General features: G+C 68.1%; 14 protein-coding genes. 4 read left to right on the top strand and 10 right to left on the bottom strand.

The genetic code is table 11. The annotated features are described in order from the left end of the window. Nucleotides 1-228: 228 nt before the first annotated feature. The gene (locus U1839_RS18815; protein WP_332805113.1) at nucleotides 229-903 is read right to left on the bottom strand and encodes a hypothetical protein; all 675 of its coding nucleotides are present in this window, start codon (nucleotides 901-903) and stop codon (nucleotides 229-231) included. A 221-nt stretch (nucleotides 904-1,124) separates the two neighbouring features. Here U1839_RS18815 and U1839_RS18810 point away from each other — a divergent pair, with 221 nt between their 5' ends. After that, complete coding sequence (locus tag U1839_RS18810) at nucleotides 1,125-2,429, top strand: ComEC/Rec2 family competence protein (RefSeq protein ID WP_332805112.1); 1,305 nt, start codon at nucleotides 1,125-1,127, stop codon at nucleotides 2,427-2,429. A gap of 331 nt (nucleotides 2,430-2,760) precedes the next feature. On the opposite strand, the gene U1839_RS18805 is transcribed toward U1839_RS18810, so the two are convergent. The 7 genes from U1839_RS18805 to U1839_RS18775 all read right to left on the bottom strand — a co-directional run bounded on the left by U1839_RS18805 (nucleotide 2,761) and on the right by U1839_RS18775 (nucleotide 11,680). Further along, complete coding sequence (locus U1839_RS18805; RefSeq protein WP_332805111.1) at nucleotides 2,761-3,828, bottom strand: glycosyltransferase family 2 protein; 1,068 nt, start codon at nucleotides 3,826-3,828, stop codon at nucleotides 2,761-2,763. Next, nucleotides 3,825-6,299, bottom strand: a complete 2,475-nt coding sequence (locus U1839_RS18800; protein ID WP_332805110.1) for a DegT/DnrJ/EryC1/StrS family aminotransferase — start codon at nucleotides 6,297-6,299, stop codon at nucleotides 3,825-3,827. Before U1839_RS18800 ends, U1839_RS18805 begins: the two co-directional genes overlap by 4 nt. A 36-nt stretch (nucleotides 6,300-6,335) precedes the next feature. Further along, on the bottom strand, nucleotides 6,336-7,322 hold the full coding sequence (locus tag U1839_RS18795; protein ID WP_332805109.1) for an aldo/keto reductase: 987 nt from the start codon (nucleotides 7,320-7,322) through the stop codon (nucleotides 6,336-6,338). Continuing rightward, on the bottom strand, nucleotides 7,322-8,305 hold the full coding sequence (locus U1839_RS18790; protein ID WP_332805108.1) for a bile acid:sodium symporter family protein: 984 nt from the start codon (nucleotides 8,303-8,305) through the stop codon (nucleotides 7,322-7,324). The genes U1839_RS18795 and U1839_RS18790 overlap by 1 nt, the downstream gene beginning before the upstream one ends. After that, nucleotides 8,299-9,591 (bottom strand): guanine deaminase, encoded by a 1,293-nt coding sequence (guaD, locus tag U1839_RS18785; protein WP_332805107.1) that lies wholly within the window; start codon nucleotides 9,589-9,591, stop codon nucleotides 8,299-8,301. The genes U1839_RS18790 and guaD overlap by 7 nt, the downstream gene beginning before the upstream one ends. A 294-nt stretch (nucleotides 9,592-9,885) precedes the next feature. Continuing rightward, complete coding sequence (locus tag U1839_RS18780) at nucleotides 9,886-11,244, bottom strand: NCS2 family permease (protein WP_443030640.1); 1,359 nt, start codon at nucleotides 11,242-11,244, stop codon at nucleotides 9,886-9,888. A 145-nt stretch (nucleotides 11,245-11,389) separates the two neighbouring features. After that, nucleotides 11,390-11,680: a UvrB/UvrC motif-containing protein gene (locus tag U1839_RS18775; RefSeq protein WP_332805106.1), complete on the bottom strand. Its 291-nt coding sequence runs from the start codon at nucleotides 11,678-11,680 to the stop codon at nucleotides 11,390-11,392. A 283-nt stretch (nucleotides 11,681-11,963) separates the two neighbouring features. Here U1839_RS18775 and U1839_RS18770 point away from each other — a divergent pair, with 283 nt between their 5' ends. From U1839_RS18770 to U1839_RS18760, 3 genes are all read left to right on the top strand, one after another. After that, nucleotides 11,964-13,112 carry a response regulator gene (locus U1839_RS18770; RefSeq protein WP_332805105.1) on the top strand — a complete coding sequence of 383 codons (1,149 nt, stop codon included), beginning with the start codon at nucleotides 11,964-11,966 and terminating at the stop codon, nucleotides 13,110-13,112. A gap of 115 nt (nucleotides 13,113-13,227) precedes the next feature. Beyond that, entirely contained in the window at nucleotides 13,228-14,463 is a 1,236-nt protein-coding gene (locus tag U1839_RS18765; protein WP_332805104.1) for an NAD(P)/FAD-dependent oxidoreductase, read from the top strand. 1,138 nt (nucleotides 14,464-15,601) lie between these two features. Then, on the top strand, nucleotides 15,602-16,567 hold the full coding sequence (locus U1839_RS18760; protein WP_332805103.1) for an MBL fold metallo-hydrolase: 966 nt from the start codon (nucleotides 15,602-15,604) through the stop codon (nucleotides 16,565-16,567). 13 nt (nucleotides 16,568-16,580) lie between these two features. On the opposite strand, the gene U1839_RS18755 is transcribed toward U1839_RS18760, so the two are convergent. Continuing rightward, nucleotides 16,581-16,907 (bottom strand): DMT family transporter, encoded by a 327-nt coding sequence (locus U1839_RS18755; RefSeq protein ID WP_332805102.1) that lies wholly within the window; start codon nucleotides 16,905-16,907, stop codon nucleotides 16,581-16,583. 109 nt (nucleotides 16,908-17,016) lie between these two features. After that, nucleotides 17,017-18,246, bottom strand: a complete 1,230-nt coding sequence (locus U1839_RS18750) for an SGNH/GDSL hydrolase family protein (RefSeq protein ID WP_332805101.1) — start codon at nucleotides 18,244-18,246, stop codon at nucleotides 17,017-17,019. Nucleotides 18,247-18,303: the final 57 nt, after the last annotated feature.

Here is an 18,303-nt window from a genome sequence, read left to right as displayed (position 1 = left end):
ACCGCAGGACACCCGATCACGTCTACTTCAACCGGCCGCTTCTCGCAGCGGCATGAAACCGGCAGACGCTCCACTTAGCAATTGCGCCGAGCTGTTCAAATGAACCGAGCCACCTCTGCCCTACGGCGAGCCCATCACGCTCCTGCAAAGCTACGACTTCCTATGGTCGGACGGGCCGCTGTCACCCCGCTACATGCTGCTAGAGGTCACGCCGGTACGCGAATGGGGCTAGCGTATTGACCGAGAAAGCGGACGCCTAATCGTTTGCAAATCCGCCACCTTCTCGCACGCATCCTTCCATTGGTTGTTGTTGATGAGGGTCGTGTGGATGACGCTCACATTGCCGCATCCGGAAATTGATTTCAGGGCTGTTCTCATCGACTCGAATAGCGCGTCGTTGATCCACGGATTGAGGACAATGCGCTTGATCCACCGACGCTTGATCGGGACGATGTGAACTGGTTTCTGGGGCCTGTTGGAATGGTAGAGAAGCCGAAACTCCTTCTCGTCGGAAAAGCCTTTGCGCTTGAGGAACGGTAACTCATAAGCGTTTATCTGTTTACGGCGCGCCAACTGCGGTAGCGTCCGGTATTTCATATCGCCCCACATATAGGCGCGCTCCGCGACAAGAGACCCGAGCAATGCCTCCTTGTCGACTTCAACGCAGACGCCCTCATTCTCTCCGGCGAACACCTGCCAGTGATGATAGGTTTCGGGCGCTTGTGTAAAGCAGGCGGCATAGATGCTTTTCTTTTTCACACAGTCCATAAATGCATTGAGAAAATGCGTGTCGTTGGTGTCTTTCCACTTTGAGGGATCAAGCAGCGCCAGATGCTCGTTGACCAGCATGTCCACCGCACTCGCGAGCGTTGTGTATCGCTTCAACCGCGTGTCATCCGTCATGTCATTCCCCCTAAAGCGATATATCAACCGAATACGGTTTTTTTGGAAGAGAGATGAATGAATCACCAGAACGACAGGGTATAAGTCGGTCGATTGCCTTTTATCGACCTTGACCTTTTTTAAATGTTGTCCTTGGTGGTCCCGTATTTTCGATCGGCTTGCGTCCGCACCGGATGTTTTGGCCAAAACGACGATGGCAGCGTGGGGACTATAATTTTGCGATGGTGAAGAGATCGAACCCCTTCTTCGAGCTTGATGGCGAGAGAGACGAGCCGCCCGCGCGTCGACTCTATGCTCGCGTGGATCGCAGCGATGGTCAGTGGATGCTTCTCGAGGCAGTGAATGCAGATTGGATGGATCGTTTTCTCGGCGAAGGGGCTGGTCCCGATCTCTGGCGTGAAGTTGGTCCCGAAGCTCCCGTTTCAATCCTTCAGCTGAGGTTGGACGATTGGTTCAGGCTTTGCGATCGCACCAATCAAGATCCGGAGCAGGGGCTTCGCTGGCGCCGATGGGTGGAGCTGGTGATCGAGGATCGCGGGGTTGAGATCGTACAGTATCTCAACCTTTTCGCTGGCCCTCGGACAATCCGCGTCGACAAAACAATGACAGCCGACCAAGCGACCCAGCAGGGCTTCTCTCGCCTGATGAACTTGACGCCCTACGTCAGCACTCAGGCTGAAATCGAGGCCGTCCTGCCATCAAAGAGTCAGCGTATCGAGTGGGTCGCGGTCTACGACGTAGGTCAGGGCTCGGCGAGTGCTTTGCTTGACGAATATGGCGCTCCTTCGATGTATGCGGACCTTGGCGGCGGCGTCGTAGGCCACCTGACGACCTTCCCGGCCGACTTCAAAAGGCTTTGTCTGACGCGATCCCCGACCATAGTGCTCTCGCATTGGGACTGGGATCACTGGTCGTCGGCGGCCCGTTTCCCGGCCGCTCAGACAATGACTTGGATCGCTCCGAACCAAACCTTCGGCATCGTTCATGGTGTCTTCGCGGCACTGGTCGTCGCGAACGGGAGGCTGATGATCTGGCCAAGCTGCCTGCCCTCCGCTCACAGCGGCCAGATCGCCATTCTGAAGTGCAAAGGCAATGACCGTAATAATTCTGGCCTTGCTGTTTCTGTCGATGGTCCGGACGGCGAGCCGCCGATACTCCTTCCCGGCGACGCGAGTTACTGGAACGTCCCCACCGGTCAAGGAGTGCACACGTCCGTCGTGGCGCCGCATCACGGGGCGGCGATGGGCGCTACAATGCCCAGCGATGCCGGATCGATGCATGGACGGGTTGCCTATTCCTACGGCGCAAACAACCAGTGGAAGCATCCGCTTCCCATTACGATGACCAGGCACGACGCGGCCGGGTGGCCGCATGACGTGCTGCCAGCAACGGACCGAGACATCCACACCGCGCATAGGGCGGCCAGTCCCGCGCTTGGGCACATCGGGCTCAGCTGGAAGGGCGGCACGCCCCCGTCGCCGCCATGCGGTGGCCGACTGTGCGATCAGGCCATAGTCCAATCCTGACCGGCGGTCCTGGCAACGCGTTTAAAGCCACTAGGCGATCTTGCCGAACTGGACATGCGCCTTCGAGCGGTCGGCCTCAACTTGCCCGAAGGCCTAAAATGATACGACGTCGAACTGGCAGTATATTCGATTTTTTCCAAATGCCGCTTGAAAGCAGACCCTTCGAGAGCTGCCGTAAGAAAGTCCGGTATTTGGCCAAGCGAAACGATGCCCGCTGTCGGGGCCAATCGACCCGGTAGCTGCTAGTCCATAACCGGCCGGCTTTGCCGGTTCACCTCGCCATCGCCCACTCCGTCGTGAACCGGCCATTGCCCGGCGGGAGTGGTCACCCTCACCCCGCCGCCCGCGCCCGAAACCGCCGTCGCACCGCCCGTGCGCTGCCCAGGATCCGCGACAGGATCAGTTCGTCGATGCCTGCATAACCCAGCCCGAGATGGTCGGGCCTGACGGCGGCCGCATCGACCAGCCCGAGCGTCCCGCTGCGCAGCCCGATCTCGCCGATCCGCGCCCAGCGCCGCGCGGTCTCCCAGCGGATCAGCGCGCGGCTCGCCGCATCGGGGCGGTGGCGCGCGAGGAAATCCTCCTGCAACGCCGCGATCGCCCCGCCGACCTGGCGGAAGGTCGCGCGGTCGGGCACTGCCATGCGCCCCATCACATACCGCACGATCAGCGCGGCAATCGCCCGCGCCTCCGCGCCGAACACGCCTTCATAATCCGCCGCCAGCACGTCGGTCGCGCGGTCGGTCATCGCGCTGATATGCGTGTGCGAGGCGCTGCCCGAATGCTTGCGATAGGTCATCAGCACATCGTCGAGCCGCGCGATGCGGCCGAACGCGGCGATGCGGTGATACAGGTCGTAATCCTCGGCGAACACCATTTCGGGGCGCTGGAACACCGCCATCTGCCGCGCCGCATCGGCCCGCATCATCACCGACGACCACACCAGCGGATTCTCGATCCTCAGCAGCCATTCGATCAGCGGCGGCGTGGTCAGCGGGGCGAGCGTCGAGGGCGAGATCACCCCGTCCTGCAAATTGTTGGAAGCCGTGCCGAGCAGCACCGTGTCGGGATGCGCCTCGAGATAGGCGACCTGTTTGGCGAAGCGCTCGGGGTGGCACAGATCGTCATGGTCGAGCGCGGCGATATAGCGCCCGCGCGCCGCGGCGAAGGCGCGGTTGCGCGACAGCACCACGCCCTGGTTCTGCTCGGCGGCGATCACGCGGAAACGCGGATCGTCCCACCCGCGCAGCACCGCGAGCGTGTCGTCGGGCGAACAATCGTCGACCACCACCAGCTCGAAATCGGTCAGCGTCTGCGCCTGCAACGAGGCGAGCGTCTCGCCGACCAGCGCGGCGCCCTTGTACGCCGCCATCACCACGCTGACGATCGGCGCGCTCATGCCGCGACCGCCGCGCGTTCGCCGAGCAGCTGCTGCACGATCGTCAGCCCGACATCGTTCTGCCATTGCCACAGGCCATTGGCCTGGCCGCGAAAGCTCGGCTCGCCACCCATCGCGCCCCATGGCACGAAGCCGGCGGCAAGGCCGATGCCGAACAGCCCGGGCAGCGGCGCGCCGGTCGCGTCGGTGACGCGGCAATGCCGGTCGACCATCGCTTTGCCGCGATCGGCGGCGAGTTCGATCGGCGTGCCGTCGCGGTCGCTCACCGGCAGCGCGAACGGGCGATAACCGAGCGCGCCGATCACCACGTCGGCCCCCGCGATCAGGTCGCGCGCCGCTTCGTCGCCATCCCCGGAAATGCGGTGCAGCGCCACGCGCGGGTCGGGCGCGCGGCCGTCGACGCCGAGCATCCGCAGCACCAGCTCGCGCGCCTCGAGCCGGAAGCCGGCAAGGCGATAGACGAAGCCCGACACGGGGCACACATCGTCGGGGCCGAAATCGCTGAAGCCCTCGGCCCGCGCCGATTCAACCGACGGATAAAATGGTCGAAGCGGGTGGCGATGAAGCAGCGTCACGCCCCCCGCGCCGAACGCGATTCCCGGCCGGCTGCGCAGCAGCAGCGCGACCGTCGCCAGGGCGCTGGTCGATCCGCCGACCACCGCGACGCGCGGGTTGCGCCGGTCGGTCAGCAGCGCGGCGATCCGCTCGACCCCGCCCAGCGCGAGTACGTCGTCGGAAGCGTGCAGCCGGTCGCCGGCGAGATCGTTCAGCGCTGCGCCCGCGACCTGCGTCGCGCCGAGCCGGTCGAACGGCTGGTGCCCGCCGGTCGCGATCACGACATTGCGCGACAGTCGCTCGATCGTCGTGCCATCGGCGCGGCGCAGCGTCGTCGCCCACAGCCCCGCTGCGGTCCGCCTGGTGCCCAGCGCCTCATGCCCCGAGAGCACTGTACCGCCATGTTCCGTGACGATCCGCCCCAGCCGTTCGCCCGTCTCGCGCAGCAGCGGCCCGGCCTTGTACAGCGGCACGCCAAGCGCATCGGCATAGCCAGCGACGGTGCGGCCGACCGGGTGCTGCGCCAGCGCGGCGAGTTCGGGATGCGGGTTGTCGGTCACCGCGCTGAGAAAAGTCTGCGCCGTGCTGTCCGAGGTGATGGCATAGCCGCCGAGCCGCCCGCCGCCGAGCGCGGCATCGCGCTCGACCAGCACCAGCCCGCGCGACAGCTCGGTCAGCAGCCCGTGCTTGCTCGCCGCGGTCAGCAGCGCGGTCCCGGCCGGCCCGCCGCCGATGAGCAGCGTCTCGGCGACCGGCGTCGTTACCGTCGCCGGCGTGGCGGTCCGCTCGGCGCGGCAGATGTCGGCGAGGGTACGCGCGACGTGTACGGCGTCGGCGACGGTCATCGCATCGGTCACCGGCAGCGACAGCAGCCGCGCGGCGAGTCCATCGGCGACCGGCGTCGGTTCGATCGTCGCGACCGACTGCACCCAGGGTTGCTCGCCGAGATGCGGGCTGAAGTACCGTCCGCTGCCGATGCCCTGCGCGGCCAGCGCCGCCGCGATGGCGTCGCGGCGCGGCGCGAGGCGCGGCGGCAGTGCCACGGCCATGAACTGGTTGGCGCGGCGCGTGCCCGACACGAGCTGCAGGTCGACGCCCGACAGCGTCTCGCGATAGGCCTGCTCGATCGTCGCGCGCTGGTCGCAGAGCGTGTCGAACCCGGCGAGCTTGGCGCGCGCCATCACCGCGATGACCTCGGGCAGCTTGGCGTTGAGGCCGGGCAGCGTGGCGCTGCGGCCCTGCTCGAAGCCGAAGCCCGCCATAACGCGCAACCGCGCGATCAGCGCGGTGTCGCCGGAATGGATCAGCCCGCCCTCGGCCACCGCGAAGGGCTTGGTCGCGTGCATCGAGAAGACGCAAGGAAAGGGCGCGCCGGCACCGAAGCCGCCGCCCTGGTCGTCGCGCGTGCCCAGCGAGGCCGCCGCGTCCACCACCACGCCGACGCCGTGGCGCCGCTGGAGCCAGGCATAGCGGTCGAGGTCGATCGCGTTGCCGAAGGTCGCATAGGGCAGCAGCACCGCGATGCGCGCGCCGTGCCGCGCGAGCAGCCGTTCCTCCTCGCGCGCCGCCATGCCCCAGTCGTCAGGGTCGACGTCGCACACCAGCGGGGTGAGGCCGGCCCAGTGCGCGGCCTGTGCCGTCGCGGCGAAGGTCAGCGCCGGCATCAGCGCGAAGCGGCCGGGGGGCGCGGTGGAGCCGGCGGCGTCCTTCAGCGCGATCATCAGGCCGAGCGTCGCATTGGCCACCGCGAGACACGCGCCGCGCCCGTCGAACAGCTGCGCGGTCGCCTCGGCCTCGAAGGCGCGCAGCTCGGGGCCGTTGTTGGAAAAGATGCCCGACGCTTCGACCCGGCGCAGGTCGTCGCCCATGTCGCTCAGGCGGGGCGGGTTCGGGGCGATCAGGGGCAGCGCGCGCATCGCGCATCGCCTACACCGACCGCCCCTAAGAAGCGGTTACGCGAACTCCTCGGTCGACACCCCGGCCTGCGCGGCGGGCGCGTAGCGCGGCCCGGCTACCGCTGCGGGGTCGAACAGCGTGTCGATCCGCGCCGCGACCTCGGCCGGGATCACCCAGTCCTTGCGCGCGATATTCTCCTCGAGATGCGGGATCGCGGCGGTGCCGGGGATGACCACGACATGCTCGCCCCGCGACAGCACCCAGGCGAGCGACAGCTGCGCCGGGGTCACGCCCTGCTCGGTCGCGATCGCGGCGAAGGCGTCGGCCAGCGCGAGGTTGGTCGGCCAGTTCTCCGGCTTGAAGCGCGGCATGCCGCGCCGCAGGTCCTGATCGATGAGCATCGCGGGGTCGCGCACCGCGCCGGCCAGCACGCCGCGCGCGACCGGCGAGAAGGCGACGAAGGTCGTGCCGAGCTCGGCACAGGCCGCGAGCACGGCGATTTCGGGGTTGCGCGTCCAGGGGGAATATTCGGTCTGCAGCGCTGCGATCGTGTGGACCGCGGCGGCGCGGCGCAGCGTCTCGGCCGACATCTCGCTCAGCCCGATGCTGCCGATCTTGCCCGCCTCGACCGCGCGGGCGAGCTCGCCGACCGAATCTTCGATCGGCGTCGCGAAGTCGGGGCGGTGGAGATAATAGAGGTCGATATGATCGGTCTTGAGGAGGCGCAGGCTCTCCTCGATCGCGGCGCGGATCGTCTCGGGGCGGCAGTCGATGCGGCGCTTGTCGCCATCGACGATGATCCCGGTCTTCGATGCCAGGAAGAACTCGTTGCGACGCCCGGCGAGCGCCTCGCCGATCAGCATCTCATTATGCCCGACGCCGTAGATCCGCGCGGTATCGAGATGCGTGTAGCCGAGGTCGAGCGCGCGGTGCAGCAACTGCGCGCCGTCCTCGTCCGACGGCGGCGTGCCATAGGCCCAGCTCAGGCCCATGCAGCCAAGGCCGATCGCCTCGACGTCGCGGCCGGCGAGTTTGCGCTTCATCATGGGTTCCTCGTGAGTGTCGGGTCGTGTTCGGCATAGCGTCGCGCGATCACCGCGCAAGCGATCAGCTGGATCTGGTGGAACAGCATCAAGGGCAGCAGGATCACGCCGACCTGGGCGGCGGGGAACAGCACGCCGGCCATCGGCACGCCCGAGGCGAGGCTCTTCTTGGAGCCGCAGAACAGCAGCACGATCGCGTCGGCACGTGGCCAGTGGAACAGCCGGCCGAGCGCCCAGGTCGCCGTCAGCACCAGTGCCAGCAGCAGCGAGCAGAGGATCAGGATGACGGTCAGGTCGAGCCCCGAGACGCGGTGCCACAGCCCCTCGACCACCGCCGCGCCGAACGCGGTATAGACGACGAGCAGGATCGAGCCGCGGTCGACGATCGTCATCAGCGGCTTGTGGCGCGCGACGAAGCCGCCGATCAGCGGGCGCAGCAGATGCCCGGCGACGAACGGCACGAGCAGCTGGACGACGATCTTCTCGACCGCCGCCAGCTCGCCGCCGCTCGACCCCGCGCCGAGATGCATCAGCAGCGCAACCAGCGCCGGGGTCAGCACGATGCCGAGCAGGTTGGAGAAGGACGCGCTGCACACCGCCGCGGCGACATTGCCGCGCGCGACCGCGGTGAAGGCGATCGACGACTGGACGGTCGAGGGCAGCAGGGTGAGGAACAGCAGCCCCGCCGCGACCGGCGCCGCGACGAACGGCAGCTGGCTCAGTCCGAGACCGAGCAGCGGGAACAGCCCGAAGGTCACCGCCAGCACCGACAGATGCAGCTTCCAGTTGCGCATGCCGTCCCAGATCGCCTGGCGCGACAGCTTGGCGCCGTGGAGGAAGAACAGCAGCACGATGCCGGTCGCCGCCGCGACGTCGAAGATATGCACGAAGCTGCCGCGCGGCGGCAGGAAGGTGGCGAGCAGCACCGTGCAGAGCAGCGTCAGCACAAAGGGTTCGAAGACGGTCAGGAAGCTCTTCAGCACGGGGTTCCCCCACGGACATGGGCCCGTCGGCCGGCAAGGAAGGTCGCGGCAATCGCGCGGTCGTCGCCGAGGATCTGCAGCGCGAACAGCCGGTCGAACAGGCTGGCGCCGGCGGTGCGGCGCGCGAGCAGCGGCGTCGCTTGGTCGTCGAGCACGATGAAGTCGGCTTCCTGGCCCGGCTGGAGCCCGCCGATGCGGTCGGCAAGCCCGAGCGCCTTCGCGCCGCCAGCGGTGGCGAGATGCAGCGCGCGAAACGGGTCGAGGCTCGTCCCGCGCAACTGGCCGACCTTGTACGCCTCGCCCAGCGTGGCGAGCAGCGAGAAGCTGGTGCCGGCCCCGACATCGCTGCCGATGCCGACCGTCACGCCGTGGCGATCGGCGGTGGCGAGGTCGAACAGGCCCGAGCCGAGGAACAGGTTGCTGGTCGGGCAAAAGGCGATCGCGCTGCCCGTCGCGCCCATCCGCGCCAGCGCGCGATCGCCGAGATGAATGCCGTGCGCGAAAACCGAACGCGGGCCGACCAGCCCGAAGCGATCATAGACGTCGAGATAATCGGCCGCATCGGGGAAGCGTGCGGCGACGGCGGCGACTTCGGTCGTGTTCTCGGCGAGATGGGTGTGGAGCAGGGCGTCGGGATGTGCGGCGAGCAGCGCGCCGGCATCGGCCAGCTGCGCGTCGGACGAGGTCAGCGCGAAGCGCGGCGTGATCGCGTAGCCGAGCCGCCCGCGCCCACGCCAGCGCGTGATCAGCGCCTCGCTGTCGGCGCGGCCATCGGCGACGCTGTCGCGGAGATTGGCGGGTCCCTGGTCCATCAACACCTTACCAGAGACGATGCGCATGTCGCGGACCAGCGCGGCGTCAAACAGCGCATCGACCGAGGCAGCATGGACGGTCGCGAACACCAGCGCGCTCGTGGTGCCATTGCGCAGCAGCTCGTCGAGGAAGAAGGCCGCGACGGCGTCGGCATGGGCGCGATCGGCGAAGCGCGCTTCCTCGGCGTAGATGTGGCGGTCGAGCCAGTCGAGCAGCTGCGCACCGTGCGCGGCGATGCGGTCGGTCTGCGGATAATGGATATGCGTGTCGACGAAGCCGGGGACGACGAGCCCCGCCAGCCGCTCGACCGCGACGCCGGGATAGCGCGGTGCGAGATCCGCATACGCACCGGACGCGACGACGATGCGGTCCTCGATGACGAGCAATCCGTCTTCATGATGCAGCGGCGCGGCCCCGGCGCGCGGGTCGTCGGGAACGCTGAGCAGTTCGGCACGGAAGGCGGTGAGCGTCATGGGCGCGTCGCCGTAGCGCGTTCGGGCGCGCGCCGAAACCCGGCGCCAGGCCACGGACTGACGTCGCGCATGTCCAACGATTTCCCTGCGGCGTGCCGGCCGCTTTTCCCTGCCAACGCCAACATGGCAGGGAATTTGGCAGGGAATGCGAACAAAAATCGGCTTCCAACGGCGTGCGTCGGTGGCGCAGTGCGGGGCACAAAGTAAGGCGAACGTGATGATCGGCATGGGACTGCGATGCCCGAGGCAGCGAAGAGTTGAATCAACCCGTGGCGTGCGACCCGCGGCGAAGCGTCAAGCCGCCGCCGCCAGCCAGGCGAAGCGGATGACGAACAGCGCGGCGAGGATGAGCAGGAGTGCGTCGCCGCGCCCGACCTTGCCGCGCAGCAGCTTGAGCAGCGCATGGGCGGTGAGGCCAAAGGCGAGGCCATTGGCGATCGAGAAGGTCAGCGGGATCATCGCCACGGTGAGGAAGGCGGGGATCGCGACCTCGGGTTCGCCCCAGGCGATATCGGCGAGCGGCGCCATCATCAGCGCGCCGACGAGGATCAGCGCCGGTGCGGCGGCGGCGAGCGGCACGAGCTGGGCATAGGGCGCGACGAACATCGCTGCGAGAAACAACAGGCCGGTGACGATCGCGGTGACCCCGGTGCGCCCGCCGGCCTGCACGCCCGCCGCGCTCTCGACATAGGCGGTGACGGTGCTGGTCCCGGCGAGCGCGCCGATCATTGGCGCCAGCGAATCGACGACCAGCATGCGGTTGAGGCGCGGGATGCTGCCGTCGGGCGCGATGAGCCCGGCGCGGCGGGTTACCGCGACGAGCGTGCCGAGATTGTCGAACAGGTCGACGAACAGGAACACGAACAGGATCTCGATCACGCCGAGACCGTGCTTGCCGGCCCCGCCGAACACGCCGGAGAGATCGAGCGCGAAGGCGGTCTGGCCGAGCGCGGCGAGCGAATAGGGTTGCGGGGTGAAGGATACCATGCCGGTCAGCCAGCCGAGCAATGTGGTGGCAACGATGCCGATCAGCATCGCGCCGCGCACCCGCCACACATCGAGCACGGCGATCAGCACCAGCCCGAACAGCGCGAGCAGGGCGCCGGCGGCATGGAGGTTGCCGAGCGCCACGCCGGTTGCCGGGTCGTTGACGACGATGCCGGCGTTGCGCAGGCCGATGAAGCCGATGAACAGCCCGATGCCCCCGGCGACGGCGGCGAACAGATGCGGCGGGATCGCGGCCACGATCATCTGGCGAATGCCGGCCAGCGTCAGCGCGAGAAAGGCGACGCCCGAGACGAACACGCAGCCGAGCGCGGTCTGCCACGGCACGCCCATCGCGCCGACCACCGTGAAGGCGAAATAGGCGTTGAGACCCATGCCCGGCGCGAGCGCGAGCGGGACATTGGCGCTGACGCCCATCATGATGCTGGCGATGCCGGCGGCGAAGCAGGTCGCGGCGGCGACCGCCGCGACGGGCATGCCGGCCTGGCCGAGGATCGCCGGGTTGACCAGGATGATATAGGCCATGGTCAGGAAAGTGGTGGCACCGGCCAGCATCTCGGTACGCAGATCGGCGCCGCGCGCGGCGAACGCGAAATGGCGCGCGAGCGCGCCCTGATCGGTCATCGGTGCGGCGTCGGTTGCCGGCATGCCCTGTTCCCCCGCCGCAGCCGGCCGGTGCCGGACCGTCGTTGATACGGGCCGGCAGCATAGCGCCGAGTCCGTCAGGGGAAAGGGGCCGCCGAACCCTTCGGGCGGTGGTGGCCGGCAAGATCGTAGCCCGACCCCAGGCCGATCAGCGCGGGCGTCGCGGCTTGCTGCGTTGTCGGGTCATTGGATCGGGCCGGGGCGGCGGGGTCCAGCCCGGCGGCGGGGTCATGCGCTGCTGGCTGGTGCCGAGCCCCATCCGGCCGGGCTGCTGTCGCACCAGGCCTGCCGTGTCGCTGGCCTCGGCCTCGGCGCGGCTCGCCCCGCCACGCATCAGGCTGAGCAGATCGCGCAACCGCCGTGCCTCCTCGAAATCCATCGCGGCCGCGGCTGCTTCCATGCGTGTGCGCAACGCCGCTGCGTCTGTCTCGTCGCTCATGGCCGCATCATCGCCGGTTGGTTCGTCCGGTGCGCGCCGCGCGTCTTGCCGATGGTCATTGATCGCCTCCCACACTGTGCCGGGTGCCAACGCGCCGCGCTGCGCGCGGCTCCCGCGGCGCAGCCTTTATGCCAAGCCGCGCGCAAAACACGATCGGTGCCGGGGCGATGATCTGGGCGGTCGGCACCCGATCTGCTATGATGGATCTACCGTTGGCGTCCCTGGCACGCCGCGCCGAGAGACCGCGCTGCGGCTCCCTTTCTTGCCAATGAGGCGTGCAGTAATGGATGCGACGGCATCGATCCTCCTCGTCGAGGACGCGCGGCTCTTGTCCGAGGCGCTACGCCGGACGCTGCAGGAGCGTGGCTATGCCGTCACGGTCGCCAGCGACGGCAACGAGGCATGTGCGCTGCTCGCGGCACCCGACAGCGGCTTCACTGCGCTGATCACCGACCTCGATCTCGGACCCGGGCCGAACGGCTGGGACGTGGCGCGCGCGGCGCGGACGCGCAACGCCGATGTCGTGGTGATCTACGTGACCGGCGGCGACGGTAGCGAATGGGCGGCGGTCGGCGTACCGAAAAGCCTGATCCTGCAAAAGCCGTTCACCGCCGCGCAGATCGTGCGCGCAATGAGCGCCTTCGACGAGGGCCGGGTGCGGGATGCTGCCGCATCGAATCTGGAAGAGATCGCCGCGCTGCACATGCGGTTGGACACGGTGGAAGAGGCGAACCGGCGCCTCGACGATGCGGCGCAGGCCGAAACGTTGCGCCGGTCGCGCGAGTTGCTCGAGGATGTGACGGCGCTCGCCGAGGCGCGTGCAAAAGCGGCGGCGGTCGAGGCCGAACTGGCGGCGCGCGAGGCGGCGATCGCGCAGCTTGCCGACACCAACCGCAAACTTGTCGCCAACGAGGCGATGTTGGGTAAGATCGTCGAGCAGCATACCGTCGCGCTGACGCGCGAGATGGAGGAACGTCGTCTCGCCGAACAGGGTGACGATCGCGCGACACGTGATGGGGCGGTAATCGCGCCTGCCGAGGTCGCCGTGCCGCGCAGGACGATATTGCTGGTCGAAGACAATCTCCTTCTTGCCGACATCACCTCAGCGCTCTTCAGGCAACTCGACTATGACACCGTGTCCGCCGCCAATGCCCGTGACGCGCTCACCCTGCTCGAAGCGGGCGCGACGGTGGACGCGGTGTTTTGCGATGTGGTGATGCCGGGCGAAATGAACGGCGTCGCGTTGGCCAAGGTGCTGCACCGCGACTATCCGGGTTTGCCGATCACGCTGACCACGGGTTATGGCGACCTGCCCGCCGGCAATCCGGCGCCGGCGGGGGTCGAGGTATTGAGCAAGCCCTATCGGCTCGATGACCTGGAGGCGGCGCTAGAACGCGCGCTCGGCGGATCGGTGGTTGCCGCAGCGGGATAGCCGTCCGACCTGCCGCCCGCGGAGCGATGTGCCCGGTGTCGGGGACAATGCGGATTGCACGGCCACGGCTCGCCGCGCTAACGACCGCCCCGACGCTATGAAGAGGGGCAGCACGATGGACGACCAGCCACATTTTGACGTGCTGATCGTTGGCGGTGGCCATGGTGGCGCGCAGGCGGCGCTGTCGCTGGTCCAGGCGGGTTTTGCAGGGCGCATCGCGATCCTCGGCGACGAGGTTGAATTGCCCTATGATCGCCCGCCGCTGTCGAAGGAATATCTCGCCGGGGAAAAGCCGTTCGAGCGCATGCTGCTACGCCCCGCCGCCCTGTGGGCCGAGCGCGGCATCACGATGCTGCTCGGGCGGCATGTCACCACGGTCGATGCGGAGGCGCACCGCGTGACCTGCGCCGATGGATCGGCGGTCGGCTATGGCATAATGATCTGGGCGACCGGCGGCAGCCCGCGCCGCATCGCCTGCGAGGGCCATGATCTCGCCGGCGTGCATACCGTGCGCAACAAGGAAGATGCCGACCGGATGATCGCCGAGATGCCGCAGGTGCGCGAGGCGGTGGTGATCGGCGGCGGGTATATCGGGCTCGAGGCGGCGTCGGCGCTGGTCAAGTTCGGCAAGAAGGTGACGGTGGTCGAGGCGCTCGACCGGGTGCTGGCGCGCGTTGCCGGCGAGCCGCTGTCGCGCTTCTACGAGGCCGAACACCGCGCGCATGGCGTCGATATCCGGCTGGGTGTCTCGGTCGCGGCGCTGACCGGCGAGGACCGCCACGTCACCGGAGTCGCGCTGGCTGATGGCGAGGTGATCCCGGCGCAGATGGTGATCGTCGGCATCGGCATCGTGCCGGCGGTCGGGCCGCTGGTCGATGCCGGCGCGGCGTTCGGCAACGGCGTGCGCGTCGATGCGCAGTGCAAGACCAGCCTGCCCGACATCTATGCGATCGGCGACTGCGCGGAGCATCAGAGCGTCTATGCGGAAGGCGATTGGATCCGGCTCGAATCGGTGCAGAATGCCAACGACCAGGCCAAGACGGCGGTGCAGGCGATCACCGGCAACCCGGCACCCTATGAGGCGGTGCCGTGGTTCTGGTCGAACCAATATGATCTCAAGCTGCAGACCGTCGGGCTGTCACGCGGCTATGACGACCTCGTCGTCCGGGGAACGATCGACAAGGCGGGCTTCTCCATTGTCTATCTCAAGCACGGGACGGTGATCGCGCTGGATTGCGTCAACATGGTACGCGATTACGCGCAGGGGCGGGCCCTGGTGACGGGCCGGCTTGCGCCGCCACGCGAAGCGCTGGCCGATCCCGCGGTGCCGCTCAAGTCGCTGGTCGCGTAGCAGGACAGGCGCGCTTCGCGCCGTGCCGCGCAACCGCGCGACGACGCCGCCGAGAAGTTCGTGGGCCGACAGCGCGAGGCCGATAACGATGTGCGTCGCGACGGTGATCGTGGCGATCATGGTCAGCAGCGTGGCGACATCGGCATGACGGCCGAGCAGCAGCACGGCGATACCGGCGAGCAACACGTCCTTGCTCGACACATTGGGCAGGCGCGACAGCACCAGCTTGAGCGCGGCGAACACCACCCACCATTTGAGCGCGACCTCGGGAAGCGCCAGATGCCACAGCAAGGCGGTCAGCACGGTCGTACCGAGCGCGCGGGCAAGATGCGCGCCGAGCGCCCAGCGCAGCAGCACGGGTGGCAGGCTGAACAGCTGGCGCCCGAACAGCAAGGCGACGAGCGGCGGGGCGAGCACCAGCGCGACCGCGGCGGCGATGGTCCAGGCCGGGATGTGGAGCGCGAGCAGGCCGAGATAGGGAAAGGCGAGCGCCGCGGCGAGGATCGTCGTGAGGTTGCTCGCCACCGCCGACAGGATCGCGACGTCCTTGATCGTGCGCAGGCCATTTTTGCCGGCGATGCCATGATGGTGCGCCCAGCTATAGAGATAGGCGTCGCCGACATAGCCGGTGACCAGTTCGTTGCCGATCAGCTTGCGCGTCAGCGGCACCAATCCGGGAAGCGGCAGGCGCCAGATGCGGCGATAGATGGCGTAATCGGCGGCGATGGGTGTGACGTAGACCGCGACGAAGACGAGCCAGAAGACCGGGCTGCGCGGCACCATCGCGAACACGGCGTGGAAATCGAGCAGGCGCAGTGCGAGGATCGCGGCACCGAGGACGAGCAGTGAAATCGCCGGTGCGACGTAACGCAGCACGGTATCGAGCGACGGCAGGCGGTGGCTGTGCCGCCGATAGAGCATACGCGTCGCCTGATACCCTGTCGTCGCCACGCAAATCCCCTGCCAAGCTCATGGGAAAGACGCCGCGACGGGTGGCAAACCGCAGTGCGGTGTAAGGAATAATCCGAGCGATCTGTCTCATTATAGGCGGGTCGGCGACGGATCGGCGGCGCCTACTGGTCGATGCGCCGCCGCCCACCCATCTATGCCCGAGACACGAAGGGACGCGCCGCGCGGAATGAACAGATATTATCAGGGTCCGCCGAGCGACCATTTCGACGGCACGCGTTTCTTCAATCCCGGCCATGCCACGACCGATCGCGGGCTGGGGCAGGTACTGCGCTGGAAATTGCGCGAGAAAGCAGCCGCCTGGCCGCGCAGCGTGGCGGTGGCGCCGAGCGTGCCCGAACCGCGCATCGCCGGACTCAGCGTGACCGCAGTCGGACATGCGACGCTGCTGATCCAGTTCGCCGGGCGCAATATCCTGACCGACCCGGTTTGGTCCGAGCGGGCGAGCCCCACGCAGCTCGTCGGGCCGAAGCGCGTGACCGTGCCGGGCATTGACTTCGACAAGTTGCCGCCGATCGATACGGTGCTGTTGTCGCACAATCATTACGACCATCTCGACATCGCGACGTTGCGGCGGCTCGTGGCGGTGCACCGGCCGCTGATCGTCACGCCGCTGGGCAATGACGCGATCGTCAGGCGCGCGGTGCCGGCGGCGCGGATCGCCAGCGGCGACTGGGGCGACCGGGTCGAGCTTGGCGGCGGCGCCGAGGTGCATATCGTCCCGGCGCAGCATTGGTCGGCGCGCGGCATCGGCGACCGGGGCTTGGCGCTGTGGGGTGGGTTCATGCTGCGCAGCGGCGGCACGCAGGTCTATTTCGCCGGCGACACCGGTTATGGCGACGGCGCGATCTTCCGTGCCATGCATCGCCGCTATGGCGCGCCCGACCTCGCGCTGATCCCGATCGGTGCCTATGCGCCGCGCTGGTTCATGGCGGCGCAGCATGTCGACCCCGACGAGGCGGTGCGGATCATGCTCGACATGGAGGCGAAGCGCGCGATCGGCATCCATTGGGGCACCTTCCAGCTTACCGACGAGGCACGCGACGCGCCGGTGATCGCGCTGCAGGAAAGCCTGGCGCGGCGCGGGATCGATCCGGCGCGCTTTCAACCCGCCATGCCCGGCAAATGCTATTGAGTTAAGTTCAGCCTCAGCCGTGCGACGCGCGCAGGTTGAGCAGTGCGGCGCCGAGGATGATCAACGCCATGCCGGCCAGCGCCACCGCGTCGAGCTTTTGCCCATAGACGATCCAGGCGATCGCGGTGACCAGCACGATGCCGGCACCCGACCACAGGGCATAGGCGATGCCGACCGGCATGGTGCGCAGCGCGAGCGACAGGCAGTAAAAGGCGGTGGCGTAGCCGAGGACGACGACCAGTGACGGCAGCGGCCGGGTGAACGCCGCCGACGCCTTGAGCGACGAGGTTGCGATCACTTCCGCGACGATCGCCAGCGCGAGCCAGAAGGCGGCCGGCATCGGCTCAGCACCGCGCCGATGCGCGGCGCGCGGCGATAGGGGCGAGGGCTCCGGGGTGCATGTCCGATGTCTCGCCGATCGCCGGGCCGAGGTCCAGCCCGGCGCGGCGTTAGCGGAACAGCGCCAGCGGGATGGCCGCGGCCATGACGCGATAGCCCGCCGCCGAGGGATGCAGGCCGTCGCCTGAATCGAGCTCCTTGCGCATGCGGCGCGGATCGGCGGGGTCGCGCGTCACGGCGTCCCAGTCGATCACCGCGTCGAAATGGCCGGGGGCGCGGATCCAGGCATTGACCGCCTGACGGTCGGCCTCGTTCAACGCATCGGGATGGTAATAAGCCGACCCGCCATCGGGCAGGATCGTCGCGCCATAGACCCTGATCCCGGCGCCGCGCGCGCGGGCGACGATCTGGCGATAGACGCCGATCATCCGTGCGACGAGCGCGGCGTGCGCGTCAGCGTCCGCCGGCGCGTCGCGCGTCAACGTGCCGAGATCGTTGATGCCCTCGAGCAGGATGAGGTGACGCACACCGGGTTGCGCGAGCACGTCGCGGTCGAAGCGCGCCAGCGCGTTGGGGCCGAGCCCGTCGAGCAACAGGCGGTTGCCGCCGAGCCCCATGTTGAGCACGCCGTGGCCGCGCATCGCCGGCGTTGCCTGCAGCCGATCGGCGAGGCGATCGGGCCAGCGATCATTGCCATTATCGGTGGCGCCGTGACCGTCGGTGATCGAATCGCCGAAAGCGATGATCGCGGCGGCCGGCGGTGGCGCAGCGACCGCGATGCCGGCGAGCTGGTACCAATGTTCGAAATGCCGTGCGCCGGGCAGGTCGGCGTCGGCGACATGATTGCCATGGACGAGATAGCTGGTCGCGCGCGAGCCCGGATGGCTGGTCTGGCGTTGCGGCGCGCGCGGCAGGTAGATCGTCACCGCAACGATGGCACGCGGCGGCGCGTCGAGCGTCACCGGATCCGACCAGTAGCTCGCACCGGCGGGGATCAGCACCGACGGGGCGCCATCGAAGGTCAGCGCGCGATCGCTGCGCGGGTCGATCGCCGCGCGGTCGGCGGCCGGCGCGCGCGCGACATGCGCCGCGCCGACCAGCAGCGGTGCGGTGCCAAAGGCGTTGCTGAGCAGGACGCGCAGCCGCCGCCCGCTGAGCGACAGCCGCACCACCTGCCGCAGGCTGGAATCCTGCAGATCGGCCTCGGGCAGGGCGTTGCGATCCTCGGGTATCTGTTGTGCCGCGGCCCAGCTTCCGACCCAATTGTCGGCGGGGCGCGGCGTCGCGCCGAGCGAAAAGGCCGCCGCGGCAACGATGATCAGTACGCGAATTGCTTTCATCGCACGTCTCTCCCTTGCATGCGGTCGCTCTTGACAGCCCCGCATCGCTAGTGTTGG

The sequence above is a fragment of the Parasphingomonas halimpatiens genome, from assembly GCF_036663795.1.
Lineage (GTDB): Bacteria > Pseudomonadota > Alphaproteobacteria > Sphingomonadales > Sphingomonadaceae > Sphingomonas.
This window is presented reverse-complemented; position numbering and strand designations above follow the sequence as displayed.

Bases quoted from the DNA above. Each gene is read 5' to 3' on its own strand.
- U1839_RS18755 (WP_332805102.1), bottom strand. From the start codon at position 16,907: ATGCCGGCCGCCTTCTGGCTCGCGCTGGCGATCGTCGCGGAAGTGATC.
- U1839_RS18805 (WP_332805111.1), bottom strand. From the start codon at position 3,828: ATGAGCGCGCCGATCGTCAGCGTGGTGATGGCGGCGTACAAGGGCGCC.
- U1839_RS18750 (WP_332805101.1), bottom strand. From the start codon at position 18,246: ATGAAAGCAATTCGCGTACTGATCATCGTTGCCGCGGCGGCCTTTTCG.
- U1839_RS18815 (WP_332805113.1), bottom strand. From the start codon at position 903: ATGACGGATGACACGCGGTTGAAGCGATACACAACGCTCGCGAGTGCG.
- U1839_RS18795 (WP_332805109.1), bottom strand. From the start codon at position 7,322: ATGAAGCGCAAACTCGCCGGCCGCGACGTCGAGGCGATCGGCCTTGGC.
- guaD (WP_332805107.1), bottom strand. From the start codon at position 9,591: ATGACGCTCACCGCCTTCCGTGCCGAACTGCTCAGCGTTCCCGACGAC.
- U1839_RS18800 (WP_332805110.1), bottom strand. From the start codon at position 6,299: ATGCGCGCGCTGCCCCTGATCGCCCCGAACCCGCCCCGCCTGAGCGAC.
- U1839_RS18765 (WP_332805104.1), top strand. From the start codon at position 13,228: ATGGACGACCAGCCACATTTTGACGTGCTGATCGTTGGCGGTGGCCAT.
- U1839_RS18760 (WP_332805103.1), top strand. From the start codon at position 15,602: ATGAACAGATATTATCAGGGTCCGCCGAGCGACCATTTCGACGGCACG.
- U1839_RS18780 (WP_443030640.1), bottom strand. From the start codon at position 11,244: ATGCCGGCAACCGACGCCGCACCGATGACCGATCAGGGCGCGCTCGCG.
- U1839_RS18810 (WP_332805112.1), top strand. From the start codon at position 1,125: ATGGTGAAGAGATCGAACCCCTTCTTCGAGCTTGATGGCGAGAGAGAC.
- U1839_RS18770 (WP_332805105.1), top strand. From the start codon at position 11,964: ATGGATGCGACGGCATCGATCCTCCTCGTCGAGGACGCGCGGCTCTTG.
- U1839_RS18775 (WP_332805106.1), bottom strand. From the start codon at position 11,680: ATGAGCGACGAGACAGACGCAGCGGCGTTGCGCACACGCATGGAAGCA.